The sequence below is a fragment of the Streptomyces aculeolatus genome, assembly GCF_020400605.1.
In the GTDB taxonomy this organism is placed as follows: domain Bacteria; phylum Actinomycetota; class Actinomycetes; order Streptomycetales; family Streptomycetaceae; genus Streptomyces; species Streptomyces aculeolatus.
In genome coordinates this window covers 91,130-107,254 of record NZ_JAINRD010000024.1, presented here as the reverse complement: position 1 = coordinate 107,254, position 16,125 = coordinate 91,130, and the positions used below count along the sequence as shown (strand labels likewise).

Sequence of the window (16,125 nt, the reverse complement as noted above, 5' to 3'; positions counted from 1 at the left end):
CTGTCAGGAACTGCTCGGCTGGCTGAAGCGGAGCAGGTTGCCCGACGGGTCGCGGAACGCGCAGTCCCGTACCCCGTAGGGCTGGTCGGCCGGCTCCTGCACCACCTCCGCGCCCGAACCGCGGATGCGCTCGAACGTCGCGTCGCAGTCGTCCGTGGCGAAGATGACGCCGCGCAGCAGCCCCTTCGCGAGCAGCCGCTCCATGGCCTCGCGGTCCGCGGCCGGGGCGTACGGGTCGGCCAGCGGCGGTTCGAGGACGATGTGCACGCCGGGCTGCTCGGGCGCCCCGACGGTCACCCAGCGCATGCCCTCGAACTCGACGTCGTTGCGGACTTCCAGACCGAGGACGTCGCGGTAGAAGGCGAGGGCCTTGTCATGGTCATCGACGGCGATGAAGCACTGCGAGAGCACGATTCCCATGCGGATCACGCTACCGGAGGAGGGGGTCCTCGACGCCGCGCCGCCGCACCGGCCGCGTGCGGATCTTGGCGATGCACGCCGGGATGGCGGCACCGTCGTCGTGCGTACGGGCCCGGTAGGCGCTCGGGCTCTCGCCGACCAGCTCGGTGAAGCGCGAGCTGAACGAGCCCAGCGACGAGCAGCCGACCGCGAAGCACACCTCGGTCACCGTCAGGTCGCCGCGCCGCAGCAGCGCCTTGGCCCGCTCGATGCGGCGCGTCATCAGGTAGCTGTACGGCGTCTCCCCGTAGGCGGCGCGGAAGCTGCGGGAGAAGTGCCCCGGCGACATGAGCGCGACCCGCGCCAGCTCCGCCACGTCCAGCGGCAGCGCGTAGTCGCGGTCCATCGCGTCCCGGGCCCGGCGCAGCCGGGCAAGATCCTCCAGCCTCACCTCACCACCATGCCACAGCCCCCGCACCAGCGGCTTCGCCCGCCTCCCGCTACGCCCCGACGTACTCCGCGAGGTGCTCGCCGGTGAGCGTCGACCGGTCGGCGACCAGCTCGGCCGGCGTGCCCTCGAAGACGACCCGGCCGCCGTCGTGGCCGGCGCCGGGGCCGAGGTCGACTATCCAGTCAGCGTGCGCCATGACGGCCTGGTGGTGCTCGATGACGATGACCGACTTCCCGGCGTCGACCAGCCGGTCGAGCAGCGCGAGCAGCTGCTCCACGTCGGCCAGGTGCAGGCCGGTCGTCGGCTCGTCCAGGACGTAGATCCCGCCCTTGTCGCCCATGTGCGTGGCCAGCTTGAGCCGCTGCCGCTCGCCGCCGGACAGGGTGGTCAGCGGCTGCCCGATGCTCACGTAGCCGAGGCCGACGTCGGCGAGGCGCCGCAGGATCTTGTGCGCGGCGGGCGTACGGGCCTCGCCCGCGGCGAAGAACTCCTCGGCCTCCGCCACCGGCATGGCCAGCACCTCGCTGATGTCCCGCCCGCCGAAGCGGTAGTCGAGGACGGCCGCCTGGAACCTCTTGCCGTCGCACTCCTCGCAGGTGGTGGAGACGCCGGCCATGATGCCGAGGTCGGTGTAGATGACGCCGGCGCCCTTGCAGGCGGGGCAGGCGCCCTCGGAGTTGGCGCTGAAGAGCGCCGGCTTCACGCCGTTGGCGTTCGCGAACGCCTTGCGGATGGGGTCGAGCAGCCCGGTGTACGTCGCCGGGTTGCTGCGCCGGGAGCCGCGGATGGCGCCCTGGTCGACGGAGACCACGCCCGAGCCGGCGGGGAGCGAGGAGTGCACCAGGGAGCTCTTGCCGGAGCCGGCCACACCGGTGACCACGCAGAGGACGCCGAGCGGGATGTCGACGTCGACGTCCTGGAGGTTGTGCGCGCCCGCGCCGCGGATCTCCAGCGCGCCGGTGGCCTTGCGCACGGTGTCCTTGAGGGCGGCGCGGTCGTCGAGGTGCCGGCCGGTGACGGTGCCGGCGGCGCGCAGCCCGTCCACGGTGCCCTCGAAGCAGACGGTGCCGCCGGCGGTGCCGGCGCCGGGGCCGAGGTCCACGACGTGGTCGGCGATCGAGATCGTCTCCGACTTGTGCTCCACGACCAGCACCGTGTTGCCCTTGTCGCGCAGCCGCAGCAGCAGGTCGTTCATCCGCCGGATGTCGTGCGGGTGCAGGCCGGTGGTGGGCTCGTCGAAGACGTAGGTCGTGTCGGTGAGCGAGGAGCCGAGGTGGCGGATCATCTTGGTGCGCTGCGCCTCGCCGCCGGACAGGGTGCCCGAGGGGCGGTCGAGCGACAGGTAGCCGAGGCCGATCTCCACGAACGAGTCGAGGGTTTCCCGGAGCGTCTTCAGCAGCGGCGCGACCGAGGGCTCGGCCAGGGCGCGCGCCCACTCGGCCAGGTCGTTGATCTGCATGGCGCAGGCGTCGGCGATGCTGATGCCCGCGACCTTCGAGGACCGGGCGGCCTCGCTGAGCCGCGTGCCCCCGCAGGCGGGGCAGGCGGTGAAGGTCGCGACCCGGTCCACGAAGGCCCGGATGTGCGGCTGCATCGCCTCGCGGTCCTTGGAGAGGAAGGACTTCTGCACCCGCGGGACCAGGCCCTCGTAGGTCACGTTCATGCCGCTGATCTTGAGCTTGACCGGCTCGTGGTGCAGGAAGTCGTGCTGCTCCTTCTCGCTGTACTTGCCGATGGGCTTGTCCGGGTCGAGGAGGCCGGAGTCCGTGAACATCCGCACCATCCAGCCGCCCGGCTTGTAGCCGGGGATGGTGATCGCGCCCTCGGCCAGCGACTTGGTCTCGTCGTACAGCTCGTGGAGGTCGATGTCCGAGACGCTGCCCATGCCCTCGCAGCCCGGGCACATGCCGCCGGTGCTGCTGAAGGCCACCTCGACGGTCTCGCCGGCGCCGCGGTCGACGGTGACCGCGCCGCTGCCCTGCGCGGAGGCGACGTTGAACGAGAAGGCGTTGGGCGGGCCGACGTGCGGGGTGCCCAGGCGGCTGAAGAGGATGCGCAGCAGGGCGTTGGCGTCGGTGGCGGTGCCGACGGTGGAGCGGGCGTTGGCGCCCATCCGCTCCTGGTCGACGATGATCGCGGTGGTCAGCCCTTCGAGGACGTCGACGTCGGGCCGGGCGAGGCTGGGCATGAAGCCCTGCACGAAGGTGCTGTACGTCTCGTTGATCATCCGCTGCGACTCGGCGGCGATGGTGTCGAAGACGAGCGAGCTCTTGCCCGAGCCGGAGACGCCGGTGAATACGGTCAGCCGGCGCTTGGGGAGCTCCACGTCGACGTTCCGCAGATTGTTCTCGCGCGCGCCGTGCACACGGATCAGGTCGTGGCTGTCGGCGGCGTGCCGCGCGGGCGCCGGCGGGTCATTGCTGGTGGCCATGCTCGTCTCTCCGGGGTGTCTGGCGGTCGCGCGACCGTGTCGGCGGCGGTCCGGCCACCCTAGAACCTGCCACTGACAACGCGGCCCGGCCGCAAAACCGGGTGCCGCCCGGGCGCGGCCGGTGGCAGGCTCCGCGGGTGACGATCACCGAGGTGCTGCTCATCGGCGGCCGGTCCGGAGCGGGGAAGTCCACCGTCGACGCCACCGCTCGCGCCCGGCTGGCCGGGCGCGAGCGGGGCTCGGAGTTCGAGCAGCAGGTGCGGCGCAGCGCGTCCATGGCCCGGCGGCTGGCGGAGCAGGCGGCGGCGGGCACCGTGCGGGTGGTGACGGACGGACGGGGCGTGGCGTGGCGGAGATCGCCGGGGAGGTCGTGGCCGCCGCCGGGTGGGCGGCGGCGCGGTGAGCCCGGCCCCGTAGCGGCCGGGGGCGCGGCGCGTATCGCCGTCGACTTCTGGACGGACGCATTCCGACCTCTTGACGCGAGCATGGCATACCAGTTCAATCACGCCGTGAAATAAGTACGGAGAGCCGCAAACCCCTTCACCTTCCGAAGGCACGGGCACCCCTCCACGAGAGGCACACCATGATCCCGTCACCCAGGCTCCACCTGCTCGGACACACCTCCCCGAACCACCGGCTCCCGGCGCTGCTCGCCGCCGTCCTGCTGCTGGCCGCCGCCCTGGTCGCCGCCCCGGGGCTCACCCCCCGGGCAGCCGCCGCCGGCGAGCGCGTCGACGCGTGGCTCACCACCACCTCGGACTCCGGCGGCCGCAACGTCACCCGCGGGCTCCAGCAGCAGTCCCCGCTCGCCTTCGGCCCGGCCGGCGGCGGCGCCGAGACGACGATCCGGGTCGACGAGGGCACGACGTACCAGCAGTTCGAGGGCGGCGGCGCGTCGATCACCGACACCACCGCGTACCTGCTGCGCGGCGGCCCGGTCAGCGCCGAGACCCGCGACGCGGTCATGCGGCGGCTGTTCTCGCCGACCGACGGCATCGGGCTGTCCTTCGTACGCAACCCGATCGGCGCCTCCGACCTGTCCCGCCCCGGGCACGTCTCACTCGACGACACCTGCTGCACCCTGGACGACTTCGGCGCCAACGGCTACGACACGAACGTCCGGCTGCTCACCGCGCAGGCCGAGCAGCTCAACCCCGCGCTGCGCGTCAAGGGCGTGCCGTGGAGCGCGCCGGGGTGGATGAAGGACAACGGCCGGATGGACCAGATGGGCTGGCTGAAGTGGGAGTACTACCCCATGTACGCCCAGTACCTGGTCAAGTACGTGCAGAGCTACCAGGCCGCGGGCATCAAGGTCGACTACGTCTCCGTGCAGAACGAGCCCAACTGCTGCCAGGCCGGCAACCCCACCGCCATGAACTACCCCGGGATGAGCTGGAACTCCTCCGGGCTGATCGAGTTCACCAAGAACCACGTCTACCCGGCCTTCCGCGCGGCCGGCATCACGACGAAGGTCATGGTCCACGACTGGAACTACGGCGACTACGGCCAGATCGGCCAGGCCATCCTCGCCGACCCCGGCGTACGCGACGACCCCCTCTTCGGCGGCATCGCCTGGCACGGCTACGCCGGCGACCCCGCCGTCGGCAGCCAGGTGCACCAGCAGTACCCGGCCGTCCCGCAGTTCAGCACCGAGCACTCCGGCGGCACCTGGATCGGCAACCAGCACAACGAGGACATGGCCGACATCGTCAACTACACCCGCAACTGGAGCGGCAGCGTGGTCAAGTGGAGCCTCGCGCTGAACCAGAACATGGGCCCGCACAACGGCGGCTGCGGCACCTGCACGGGCCTGATCACCGTGCAGGAGGGCGGCCCGCGGGCGGGTCAGGTCGACAACACCATCGAGTACTACACCACCGGCCACCTCACCAAGTTCGTCAAGCCCGGCGCCCGGCGCATCGCCTCCACGGCGAGCACCACGGTGCCCAACGTGGCCTGGCGCAACCCGGACGGCTCCAAGGCCCTCATCGCCCACAACGGCGGCACGTCCGCGCGCTCCGTACGCGTCGACTGGGGCGGCCAGTCCTTCACCTACTCCCTGCCCGCCCGCACCACCGCCACCTTCACCTGGGCCGGCACCCCCTCGGGCAGCGTGCCCGGCACCGGTACGGGCACGCTGACGGGCATCGCGGGCAAGTGCCTCGACGTCGCCGGCGGCGCCACCGCGGACGGCACGCCCGTACAGATCCACGGCTGCAACGGCAGCACCGCGCAGCGCTGGACCGTGGGCGCGGACGGCACCATCAGGGCGCTCGGCAAGTGCCTGGACGTCGCGGGCGCCGGCACGGCGAACGGCACCGCCGTCCAGCTCTACGCCTGCAACGGCACCGCCGCGCAGCAGTGGACGTACGACCCCGTGACCCACGACGTCGTCGGCGCGGGCTCGGGCAAGTGCCTCGACGTCACGGGCAACACCTCGGCGGACGGGGCGAAGACGCAGATCTGGTCCTGCACGGGCGGCGCGAACCAGAAGTGGACGCTCAACACGGCGTGAGCCCCCGCCCGCGCACAGCGCGCGTACTGCACTATGGATCGCCGGGGGCGACGCCCCCGGCGATCCGGCGACGTACGGGAGGAACGGGTGGGGGGATCCGACGGGTCCGCGGCGAAGGCCGCGGCGCGGATGCGGGAGGCGGTGCGGGCGCTGCTGGCCGTGCTGGAGCCGGAGCAGGTACGGGAGTTGCGCGCCGGGCCCGCCCGGCTGGACGCGCCCGAGTGGCGCGAGTGGAAGTACGTGCCGGGGCCCCGTCCCGGCCTGCCCACCGAGGAACTGGACGGCGACCAGCGCGCGGCCGTCGACGCGGTGCTCGCCGCGGCGCACAGCGAGCACGGCGGGCGGCTGGCGGCCGGTGCGATCGAGGTGGAGCGCCACCGCCGCGAGCTGGTCGGCCGCCCGGGGCCGGACCGCTACTGGCTGCGGCTGCTCGGCGACCCGGAGGCGGGGGGAGCGTGGGGCTGGCGGATGAACGGCCACCACCTGGCCGTACACGTACTGATCACGCCCGCGGGCCTGCGGGTCACCCCGCACTTCATCGGCTCGGAGCCCGCGGTCGTCGCGTCGGGACCGCGGGCCGGCCGGCTGCTGGGCCCCGAGGAGGACATGGCCCGCGACCTGGTCGCGGATCTGGACACCGCCGCGCGCCGCACGGCGGTCTTCGCCGCGGAACCCCCGGACGACATCCTCACCCGCGCCGACCCCTTCGCCGACCCGGACCTGCTGCCGGCGGGCCTGCCGTACGGGGACATGACGCCGGCCCAGCGCGGCCGGCTGGAGGGCCTGGTACGCCGCTACCTGGCCCGGGCCCCGGAGGCGTACGCGCGGGAGTGCTGGGCGGAGACGGTGGCGCAGGGCCTGGAGGGGCTCTCCTTCGCGTGGGCCGGAGGGCTGGCTCCGGGCGAGCGCCACTACTACTGCGTACGCGCGCCGGACTTCCTCATCGAGTACGACAACACCCAGGACGACGGCAACCACGCGCACTCCGTATGGCGCCACGTGCGCCACGACTGGGGCCTGGACCTCCTCCGCGCCCACTACGAGTCGGGGCACGCCTGAGGGCTGTGCGTCGTGAGCATGCCGCGGGTTCCGGGGCAGCCCTGTGGGCGGCGGCCGGCCGGCGCGGGTTCCGTGGTGCGGACACCGGGCCGGCCGGCGCGCCCTCGCGCGCAGGCGGTCAGGGAAGCCGGACCTCTCCCTGGTTGAGCGTGCGCGGGTGGAAGTACGCGGCCTGGATCTCGGCGTTGGAGTTGTTGCCGCGCAACTGCTCCGACCAGATCATGAAGTAGCTCCAGCGCCGCTGGCTGTCCAGCAGCGAGGCGTCGGGGACCTTCCCCATCTCGCCGATGGCCATCGGCTTGCCGCCGGCGATGTTCTGCATCTGCTGGTAGTCCGAGGTGCTGGGATGGTTCTTGTACCAGACGTCGAGGGACACGACGTCGGCGTAGTCGTCGCCCGGGTAGTAGCCGCTCCAGTTGCCGGCCGGGTTGTCCTGCACGTTCCAGACCCAGATCAGGTTGTCCAGGCCGTGGGTGCCGGTGAGGTGGTCACGGGTGAGGCGGAACAGCCGGGAGCTGCCGTCGGCCCCGGGCCGGTTGCCCCACCAGTTCCAGGACTCGTTCATCTCGTGGAAGGGGCGGAAGAGCACCGGCACCCCGGCGTCCCGCAACTGACGCAGATAGGGGACGACGGAGTCGAGCCGGCGCTTCCAGACGGAGTTGAGCGCGGTGCCGTCGGTGACCAGCTCCCGGAACTGCGCGTCCGGGATGTTCGACTTGACGCCGCCCTCGAACTGGCAGGATTCGGGCCCGGTGGGCGGGCAGGCGTGCCAGGTGAGGGTGACGAGCGAGCCGTTGTTCCACTCGGTCCTGGCCTGGTCGACGACGCGCTGGCGGTCGGCGATGTCCTCGGCGCGGAACATCAGGTCACCGCCCCACAGCCCGGGCCACTGGCCGGTGACGTCGTACACCTGCCTGGTGTACTGGCCGGGCTGGGCGGCGGGTTCCTTGTTGTGCTGGCCGGAGACGACCGAGGTGCCGGTGAGGGACCGCAGGTAGTCGAGCACCTGCTGCCGGGAGCCGGGCGGAAACGCCTCGGCCTCCTCACCCGGGACGGCGAGGAGCGCCGCTGCCGCGGCGAGGGCTGCGGCGCTCGCGGCGAACACCGCGCCGAGTCTGCGGCGGGGTCGGACGATGGGCATCGCTGTCTCCTTCGTGTGGGGGTCCTGGCGCAAGCTAGCGCCCCGCCGCGGCACTGTCCATAAACCGGTCAAGTTTAGTTGGTTCAGTGCCTTTCAAGGGATCTCGACGTAGCAATAAAGGGTATAACTAAACCGTTCTAGTAAACGGTGCACACAGGGGTCCCGCGAGCGGCGGCCGGCAGCGCCAAGTGAGCGACAAGTCGCCGGATAGTCTCAGCCAACCTCCCGGGCCCATCCTGGCTCCCCGCAGCATCGGCCATGGACCGGCAACGGGGCGTCGTACGGGCGATGCCGGGGGCGGTCCGCCTCAGGAGACGACTCGATGGACACGCCACCCGGAATCGCGATCGCCTACCACTCCCGCCGCGGCCACACCCACGTGCTGGCGCAGGCCGTCAGGACCGGCGCCGAGGCCGACGGCGCCGCGGTGACGATGGTGCTCGTCGAGGAGATGCAGGAGAGCGACTGGGAGACGCTGGACGCCGCGGACGCGATCGTGTTCGGGGCGCCGACGCTCATGGGGTCGGCCTCCAGCGCGTTCCACGGGTTCGCCGAGTCGACCAGCGCCCGCTGGCGTACGGAGTCCTGGAAGGACAAGATCGGGGCCGGGTTCACGCACTCGTCGTGCAAGGCCGGCGACAAGCACAGCACCCTCGGCTACTTCGCGACGCTCGCCGCCCAGCACCAGATGCACTGGGTCAACCTCGGCCTCGCCCCGGGCTGGCACGTCAGCCACGAGAGCGAGAACGACCTCAACCGCCTCGGCTACTTCAACGGCGCCGCCGCCGTCACCATGGGCGACCTCGGCACCGACTTCGTGCACAAGGCCGACATCGCGACCGCCGAGCACCTCGGCGGCCGGGTCGCGCGGCACACCGCCGTGGTCCTCGCCGGGCGGGCGGCGCTGGGCACCGCGTGACGGGACGGCTCTGCCGCCATTGGTATCTTTACCTTAAGTAATGGGTACGAGCGGAAGTCACCATGGCCGTAAGTGATTACACGGGGCAGGCGGCGCTCACGGCCGTCGACCTGGTCAACAGCCTGGACGTCATCATCGGTACGGACCGGCTGCGCACCCCCGAGGACGCCGCCGGGATCCTCACCCGGCACGGCTGGGACGTCGGCCGCGCCGTGTCCGCCGCCGACCTGGAGCGGCTGCGGCAGCTGCGTCCGCGGCTGCGGTTCGTCTTCGGCGGCACCCCGGTGCACAAGTCCGTCGCCGACCTCAACGCGCTCCTGCGCGACCTGCGCGCACAGCCCCACCTCACCGACCACGACGGCGCCTGGCACTGGCACTACGCCCGCCCGCGGGCGCCGCTGGGCGAGCGGGTGGCGACGTCCTGCGTGGTCGCGCTGCTGACCGCGATCGCCGACGGCGGCGCGGGCCGGCTGCGGATCTGCGAGGGCGCGGACTGCGCGAACGTCTTCGTCGACGCCTCCCGCCCGGGCCTGCGCCGCTACTGCGACACCAGGAGCTGCGGCAACCGCGCGCACGTCACCGCCTACCGGGAGCGCAAGCGCACGCAGCGCACCGGCTGACGGCGGCCGCGCGGCGGCACCTTCGGCTCGTACATGAGTTATTGGCTCTTGACCAATGTCAACGAGCGGTCCTACGGTCGAGCCATGCCCACTCCGCTGCCCGCCCGCCCCCGGCTCATCACCTTCGACACCTACGGCACCCTCATCGACTGGGACGGCGCCCTGCGCGCCCACCTGCGCACGCTGTTCGCCGACCGGGACGAGGACGCGGACATCGGCGCCTTCTACCGCCGCTGGTACTACGGCTACGCCCTGCCCGCCGTCCACGGCCGCTTCCTGCCCTACCGCGAGCTGCTCGCCACCACCATGGCCGAGGCCCTGGAGGCGGAGGCCGGCATCACCGCGGCCCCCGCGGAACTCGCCGCGCTCGGCGACGTGATGGCCGAAGCCGACCCCTTCGACGACAGCGTCGGGACCCTGCGCCTGCTGGGCGCGCACGTGCCGCTGGCCACGATCTCCAACAGCCAGCGCGACATCATCGACGTCAGCGTGCGCAAGCTGGGCGACCCGTTCCGGCACGTCTTCACGGGCGAGGCGGTCGGCGCGTACAAGCCGCACCGCGCGCTCTTCGAGCTGGTCCTCGGCCGGGCGGGGGTGGAGCCGCACGAGGCGGTGCACGTGGCGCAGTCGCAGTACGTCGACCTGCCGCGGTCCGTGCCGATGGGCATCCCCACCGTCTGGATCAACCGGCAGGGCCAGGAGCTGCGCCCCACCACCCCCGCGCCCACGGCCCAACTGCCCGACCTGCGCGGGCTGCCCGGGCTGCTGGGCCTGGACCGGGCGCCGAAGGAGCCGGCGCGGTGAGCCGGGAGCCCGAGGAGTCCGAGGAGACCGAAGGGTTCGAAGAGTCCGCAGCCCCGCGTACGCGCCGGAGGCCCGCCTACGGCCGCGCCACCGCAGTCCGCCGCCTCCACCTGCCCGAACGCGCCGGGCGGCTGGGCCTGTCCGTCCGCGAGGCCGACCGGTTCGTGGCCGCCGGCGTGACCGACGACGTGCTGGACACCACCCACTTCGACACCGTCCGCTTCCCGCCCCCGCCCTGGGCCGCCGAAGCCTTCGCCGTCGCCGCGGCCGACGGCGCCCACGCCTACACCCCGTACCGCGGTGCGGCGGCCGTCCGGCGGCCGGTGGCACACGAACTGGGCCGCCGGCTGGGCACCCCCGTCGACCCGGAGCGCGAACTGCTCCTCACCCCCGGCTCGCAGACCGGGCTCTTCGCCACCCTCGCCGCGCTGGTCTCCCCCGGCGACACGGTCGCGCTCCTCGACCCCGACTACCTGTTCAGCGAGCGCATCCTGCGGCTCCTGGGCGCGCACGTGCACCACGTCCCGCTGACCTCCCGCCCGGCCGGCGACGGCCCCGAGGGCGACGCGGACAGCAGCCCGGGACTCGTACCCGACCTGGACGAGCTGGCCGCGGCGCTCCGCGCGGGCGCCTCCGTCGTCCTGTTCTCGCACCCCAACAACCCCACCGGCGCCGTCTACCCGCCCGACGTCGTCGCCGGCATCGCCGCGCTCGTGCGCGAGCACGACGCCTTCGCCGTCGTCGACGAGCTGTACGCCCGGCTCGTCTACGGCACCCCCTTCCCCCGCCTGATCGCCGAGCCCGGCATGCGCGGACGCTGCGCCACCGTCACGGGACCGTCCAAGACCGAGTCCCTGTCGGGCTACCGCGTCGGCGTCGTCGTCGCGCCCGGAGACGTCGCCGACGGCGCGGAGGACGTGCTCGCCGCGATGTCCCTGCGGGCACCCGCGTACGCGCAGCACCTGCTGACCCGGTGGCTGCGCGACGACGAGGACTTCGTCCGGGACCGGCTGGCCGACCTGCGCGGCCTGCGCGAACAGACCGCGGCGTGGCTGGCGGACGTCGCCGACCTGGGGCTGCGGGCCCGCGGCGGGCCCCGGCCGCCGGGCACCGCGTACCTCTTCGTGGACGCCTCCGCGCTCGGCGTGCCCGACCACGTCCTCGCCGACCGCCTGGTGCGCGAGGCCGGTGTCCTGGTCAGCCCCGGCTACCAGTTCGGCCCGCGCGGCATCGGCTCCTTCCGCGTCTGCTACGCCCGCGACGAGGCGGTGTGGGAGGCCGCTCTGAGCCGGATGACCGCGGCGCTGCGCGCCCTCGCCCGCTGACCGCCCACCGCACCGCGAAGGAGTCCGCCATGCCCGCAACCGGCACCCGCACCCCTCCCCGTACCCGCACCCAGCAGCTCGTCGGGAGCCTCGACGCCTTCGCGTACGACCGGCTGCCCGCCCCCGTCGTGCGCCAGGCGAAGAACGCGCTCTACGACTGCCTCGGCGCCCTCATGGCCGCCACCTCCCGCCGCTACCCCGTGATGGAGCTGCTGGAGAAGACCGCCGCCGAGGCCGGCCCCGGCACCTCCCGCCTCTTCGGCTCCCCGCTGCGCACCAACGCCGCGACCGCCGCCCTCGCCAACGGCACCCTCGCCTACTACTGCGACATCGAGAGCCACCACCCCTCCGCGAACGTCCACGCCATCGCCGTCGTCGCCCCCGCCGCCCTCGCCGTCGCGGAGCGGCAGCGCTCCTCCGGCGCCGACGTGCTGGCCGCCACCGTCGCCGGCATCGACGTCGCCGCCCGCGTCAGCTACGCCCTCGGCCCCGCCGTCCAGTACGCGCGGGGGTTCCACCCGACGACGGTCGCGGGCGCGTTCGGCAGCACGGTGGCCGCCGGGCTGCTGCTGGGCCTCGACGGGGAGCGGTTCGCGGAGGCGCTGGGGCTGGCGGGCACGAGCGCGTCCGGGCTGCTGTCGTGGGTCGACGACCCGACGGAGCAGTCCCGGCCCCTCAACATCGGCCTCGCCGCCCAGGCCGGCGTGCAGGCCGCCACCCTCGCGGCGCTCGGCATGCGCGGCCCGGCGGACGTCTTCGGCGGCAAGTACCCCTTCGGGCAGGCGTTCACGGGGCAGTGGGACCAGGAGGCGCTGCTCGCCGGGATCGGTGAGCGGTACGCGGTCGGGGAGCTGTTCTTCAAGCGCAACTCGTGCTGCGTGTTCATCCCGGCCGCCCTCGACGGGCTGCTGGACGTCATGCGCACGCACGACCTGCGCCCGGAGGACATCGAGCGCGTCGCCGTCCGCGCCCCCCGCTCGTCGTACCACGTGGTGGACGCCAACCCGCTGCGCTCCCACTGCATGCAGTACGTCCTGGCGGTCGCCGCCCACCGCGGCCGCGTCGGCTTCGCCGACATCATGACCGACCTGCGCCTCACCGACCCGGCGATCGCCGGGCTCAGCGACCGCATCACGGTCGCGGGCGACGCCGCCCTGGACGAACGTGCGGGCGCGCTGCGGCAGTCGGTGGCGTCGGTCACCGAGGTCACGGCGCGCACGGGCGAGACGTACGTGCGCGACGTCGAACACCCGCTGGGCGCGGCCGAGAACCCGCTGCCGGAGGCGGACCTGGAGCGCAAGTTCACGGCCCTGACGGCGGACGTGCTGGACGGGGAACGGGCCCGCGCCGTCAAGGCGGCCGTCGACGGCCTGGACGGCGCGCCGGACATCACCGCCCTCACGTCGCTGCTGGAGACGGGTACTGTCAGTCGCGTCCGGTAGCCTCAGCCGGCGGTCGGCGGCGGCCGCGTACGCGGAGGGGGACAAGCGATGGCACTTCCCGAGGACCTGGCCGGGCTGGCGCGCGACGTGCTCGACGCGAACCGCTATCTCACCCTGGGGACCGCGGAACCCGACGGACGGCCCCGGGTCTCCCCGGTGTTCTTCACCCACGCCGGCTACCGCACCTTCTACTGGGTCTCCTCGCCCCACGCGCGGCACTCGGTCAACATCGCCGCCCGGCCCGGCGTCGAGTTCGTCGTATACGACACGACGGCGGCGATCGGCGCCGGCCGCGCGGTCTACGTCGGGGCGACGGCGGAGGAGGTCCCGGAGGCGGAGCTGGCGGCGGCGTGCGACGAGGCGTTCGGCGGCGCGATGGACCCCGCGGCGATCCGCTTCCGGCCGGCGGACGTGCGCGGCGACGCGGAGCTGCACCTGTTCCGGGCCCGGGCCACGCGCTACGAGGTGCACGTCCCGGGCCGCGACCCCGCGTACGGCACGGGCATCGACACCCGCCGCGAGATCAGCCTCTGAGCACCGGCTACGGGGACGGCGGGGCGCCTAGGCCCTGTCTGACAAATGGCGCCGTCCGCCCGCAGGGCGGGTTCCCCCACAGCGCGCAGGCGCGCGTGGGCGGTACCCCCAGGCGTCTGGTGCGTGCGATCGCAAGGCGGAGGGTCGACCGCATAGTGGGCCTATTCGGTCGAGCCCGACAACGCAGCGAGCGCGCGTGCCAGGCTCCCCCACAGCGCGCTGCGCGCGCGTGGGCGGTGCCCCCAGACACAGGCGGGATTTGTCAGACAGGGCCTAGCGCGGCGGTGAGCGCGTCGAGGTGCCCGGCGACGGGCCCCAGCGTCAGCAGCCCGGTGCCGGCCCCGGCGATCTCGGCCGCCGCGGGGGCGAGCCGGTCGCGGGCGCGCACCATGGTCCCGCGGTCGCCGAGTTCGACGGCCGCCCGCGCGACCAGGCACCACGCGGCCTCCTGCATCAGGTCCCGCGGTGGCTCGGGCACGGCGCGCAGGGCCTTCCCGGCCTCGGCGCGGCGCCCCTGGGCGAGCAGCAGGTGGGGCCGCACCCACGGCTCGTACGGACCCCAGTCGGCGCCGGTGGCGGCGACGGAGGCGCCGAGTCCGCGCCGCAGCCGCAGGCAGAGCAGCGCCAGCGGCAGCAACCCGCGCTCCAGCCCGGGCATCCCGGCCCCGTCGAGGAGCGCGGCGGCACCGCGGCAGGCGGCCTCGGGGTCGTCGGGGGTGTCGGGGGCGTGCGCCGTGCCGGGCGGTCCGGTGCCGGTCTCGGCGAGGCGGAGGGCCGCGTACCAGCGGGTGAACACCGCGACCAGCGGCAGTTCGTGGCGCTCGGCGAGCCGGTCCGCCGCCGCGGCGTGCGCGTCGGCGCCGGGGAAGTCCGCCAGTGCCGCGCGGGCCTGCAGCCGGATGAGGTGGCCCAGCACCTCGTACGTCACGAGCCCGTGCCGCGCCGCGAGCGCGACCAGTTCTGCGCCGGTCCCGTCCCGTTCCGCCGCCAGGCCGGTGCGCTCGAAGGTCTGCATGAACACGCCGTTGAGCGCGAACGCCAGCAGTGCCGGATCGTCCAGGCCGCGGGCCAGCCGCTCCGCCTCCCGGGCGGCCTCCGGCCCGCGCGCCGAGCGGGTGCCGCGGGACTCGACGGCGACGGTGGCCAGCAGCCGGGCCCGTACGGCGGCGTGCTCGGCGGGCGGCAGCGCGGCGAGGGCGCGTTCGGCCGCGGCCACGACACGGGCGGCCTGCTCCGGGTCGTCGACGCGGGTCCAGACGGCGGGCACGTCGTACGCGCCGATGACCCGCGCGGTCAGCTCCGCGTCGCCCGACTCCTCGGCCGCCTCGACGGCCGCCACCCGGTGCCGCCGCGCGGCCTGGAGCCCGCCGCCGCCGGTGACGGCCAGGCTGCGGAGCAGTCCGACGGTGGACTCCAGCCGGGCGCGCGCACCGCCGCCGACGGCCCGGTCGTACGCGGCCGCCGCCTCGGCCCACACCCGCCGCGCCCCGTCACCGCCGCCGTCACTGTCCGCGTCCCCGTCCTGCCGCGGGTCCGGCGTCTGAAGGTGGTCCGCCTGCGCCAGGATGTCCGTCTCCAGCCGGCGCAGCGCCGGGCCCGGGTCCACGCCCAACTGCTCGCCCAGCATCGTGCGCGCCCGGCGCAGCACCGCCAGGGCGTCGGCCTGGCGGCCGGCCCGGTACAGGGCCAGCGCCAGCAGACGCCAGGCGCCCTCGCGCCAGGGGTGCCCGGCCACGTGGGCGTCCAGGTCCGCCGCCGCCTCCGCGGCGAGGCCCAGGGACAGCCGGGCCCCGGCGTGCAACTCGACCGCGTGCAGGCGCAGTTCCGCGAGCCGGGAGCGCTCGGTACGGGCCCACGGCAGATCCGCGAACTCCGCGTACGCGGGGCCGCGCCACCACCCCAGCGCCTCGTCCAGCCGCGCCGCCGCTGCCTGCGGCGGCAGGGTCCTGGCGTCGGCCACCGCCGTCTCGAAGCGCCAGGCGTCGACGGCGTCCGGTTCCGCGCGGAGCGCGTACCCCGGGCCCTGCGTGACCAGCAGGCGCGCGGGTGCCCGCGGCGGACGCTCGGGTTCCAGGGCGCGGCGCAGCGCGGCGACGAAGGTCCGTACCGCGCCGACGGCGTCCGCGGGCGGATCGGTCCACAGGTCGTCGACCAGCAGGCCGACCGGGACGACGCGGCGGCGCGCGACGATCAGGCGGGCGAGCACGGCCCGGTGCCGCGGCCCCTTCAACGCGATCGCGCCGCCGCCCGCGCCGGGACCCCCGGCCCCGCCGCCCTCGCGGTCCGCGCCGTCGCCGGCCCCGTCCACGTCCCCGTCCCAGGCCGCCACCGGCCCCAGCACGCCGAAGAGGACCCGCACCCGCCGATCACCTCTCCCGCCGCCCGCCCCCGCCCGGGGCCCGCCGGGCGCCACCGTACAGCGCGCTCATCCGCTGCTCATCCGCGCCGCGCACGCTGGGGACAACGATCGGCTACAAAGGGAAAC

14 protein-coding genes are annotated in these 16,125 nt (G+C 74.1%); 9 read left to right on the top strand and 5 right to left on the bottom strand.

The window, feature by feature from the left end:
• Positions 1-3: 3 nt before the first annotated feature.
• The 3 genes from LG396_RS31245 to LG396_RS31235 all read right to left on the bottom strand — a co-directional run bounded on the left by LG396_RS31245 (position 4) and on the right by LG396_RS31235 (position 3,281).
• Positions 4-420, bottom strand: a complete 417-nt coding sequence (locus LG396_RS31245) for a VOC family protein (RefSeq protein ID WP_225797316.1) — start codon at positions 418-420, stop codon at positions 4-6.
• A 10-nt stretch (positions 421-430) separates the two neighbouring features.
• Positions 431-805: a helix-turn-helix transcriptional regulator gene (locus tag LG396_RS31240; protein ID WP_018834189.1), complete on the bottom strand. Its 375-nt coding sequence runs from the start codon at positions 803-805 to the stop codon at positions 431-433.
• 94 nt (positions 806-899) lie between these two features.
• On the bottom strand, positions 900-3,281 hold the full coding sequence (locus LG396_RS31235) for an ATP-binding cassette domain-containing protein (RefSeq protein ID WP_225797315.1): 2,382 nt from the start codon (positions 3,279-3,281) through the stop codon (positions 900-902).
• A gap of 137 nt (positions 3,282-3,418) precedes the next feature.
• Here LG396_RS31235 and LG396_RS31230 point away from each other — a divergent pair, with 137 nt between their 5' ends.
• The 3 genes from LG396_RS31230 (at position 3,419) to LG396_RS31220 (ending at position 6,855) form a co-directional block, all read left to right on the top strand.
• Positions 3,419-3,799 carry a hypothetical protein gene (locus LG396_RS31230; RefSeq protein WP_225797314.1) on the top strand — a complete coding sequence of 127 codons (381 nt, stop codon included), beginning with the start codon at positions 3,419-3,421 and terminating at the stop codon, positions 3,797-3,799.
• Between the two features lie 65 nt (positions 3,800-3,864).
• Positions 3,865-5,796 carry a ricin-type beta-trefoil lectin domain protein gene (locus LG396_RS31225; protein WP_225797313.1) on the top strand — a complete coding sequence of 644 codons (1,932 nt, stop codon included), beginning with the start codon at positions 3,865-3,867 and terminating at the stop codon, positions 5,794-5,796.
• Positions 5,797-5,883: 87 nt separating this feature from the next.
• A complete protein-coding gene (locus LG396_RS31220) occupies positions 5,884-6,855 on the top strand; it encodes a DUF3500 domain-containing protein (protein ID WP_225797312.1) in 972 nt (323 codons plus the stop codon).
• Positions 6,856-6,973: 118 nt separating this feature from the next.
• On the opposite strand, the gene LG396_RS31215 is transcribed toward LG396_RS31220, so the two are convergent.
• Complete coding sequence (locus LG396_RS31215) at positions 6,974-7,996, bottom strand: glycosyl hydrolase (RefSeq protein WP_100302939.1); 1,023 nt, start codon at positions 7,994-7,996, stop codon at positions 6,974-6,976.
• Positions 7,997-8,318: 322 nt separating this feature from the next.
• Between LG396_RS31215 and LG396_RS31210 the strand changes: the two genes are divergently transcribed.
• From LG396_RS31210 to LG396_RS31185, 6 genes are all read left to right on the top strand, one after another.
• Positions 8,319-8,915: a flavodoxin family protein gene (locus tag LG396_RS31210; RefSeq protein ID WP_037752761.1), complete on the top strand. Its 597-nt coding sequence runs from the start codon at positions 8,319-8,321 to the stop codon at positions 8,913-8,915.
• 62 nt (positions 8,916-8,977) lie between these two features.
• Positions 8,978-9,535: a CGNR zinc finger domain-containing protein gene (locus LG396_RS31205; RefSeq protein ID WP_018841542.1), complete on the top strand. Its 558-nt coding sequence runs from the start codon at positions 8,978-8,980 to the stop codon at positions 9,533-9,535.
• Between the two features lie 84 nt (positions 9,536-9,619).
• On the top strand, positions 9,620-10,339 hold the full coding sequence (locus LG396_RS31200) for an HAD-IA family hydrolase (protein WP_225797311.1): 720 nt from the start codon (positions 9,620-9,622) through the stop codon (positions 10,337-10,339).
• Positions 10,336-11,664: a pyridoxal phosphate-dependent aminotransferase gene (locus tag LG396_RS31195; protein WP_225797310.1), complete on the top strand. Its 1,329-nt coding sequence runs from the start codon at positions 10,336-10,338 to the stop codon at positions 11,662-11,664. The genes LG396_RS31200 and LG396_RS31195 overlap by 4 nt, the downstream gene beginning before the upstream one ends.
• A gap of 29 nt (positions 11,665-11,693) precedes the next feature.
• Positions 11,694-13,106: an MmgE/PrpD family protein gene (locus LG396_RS31190; RefSeq protein WP_225797309.1), complete on the top strand. Its 1,413-nt coding sequence runs from the start codon at positions 11,694-11,696 to the stop codon at positions 13,104-13,106.
• Positions 13,107-13,154: 48 nt separating this feature from the next.
• A complete protein-coding gene (locus tag LG396_RS31185) occupies positions 13,155-13,640 on the top strand; it encodes a pyridoxamine 5'-phosphate oxidase family protein (protein WP_037752768.1) in 486 nt (161 codons plus the stop codon).
• Between the two features lie 262 nt (positions 13,641-13,902).
• On the opposite strand, the gene LG396_RS31180 is transcribed toward LG396_RS31185, so the two are convergent.
• The gene (locus tag LG396_RS31180) at positions 13,903-15,999 is read right to left on the bottom strand and encodes an AfsR/SARP family transcriptional regulator (protein WP_225797308.1); all 2,097 of its coding nucleotides are present in this window, start codon (positions 15,997-15,999) and stop codon (positions 13,903-13,905) included.
• Positions 16,000-16,125: the final 126 nt, after the last annotated feature.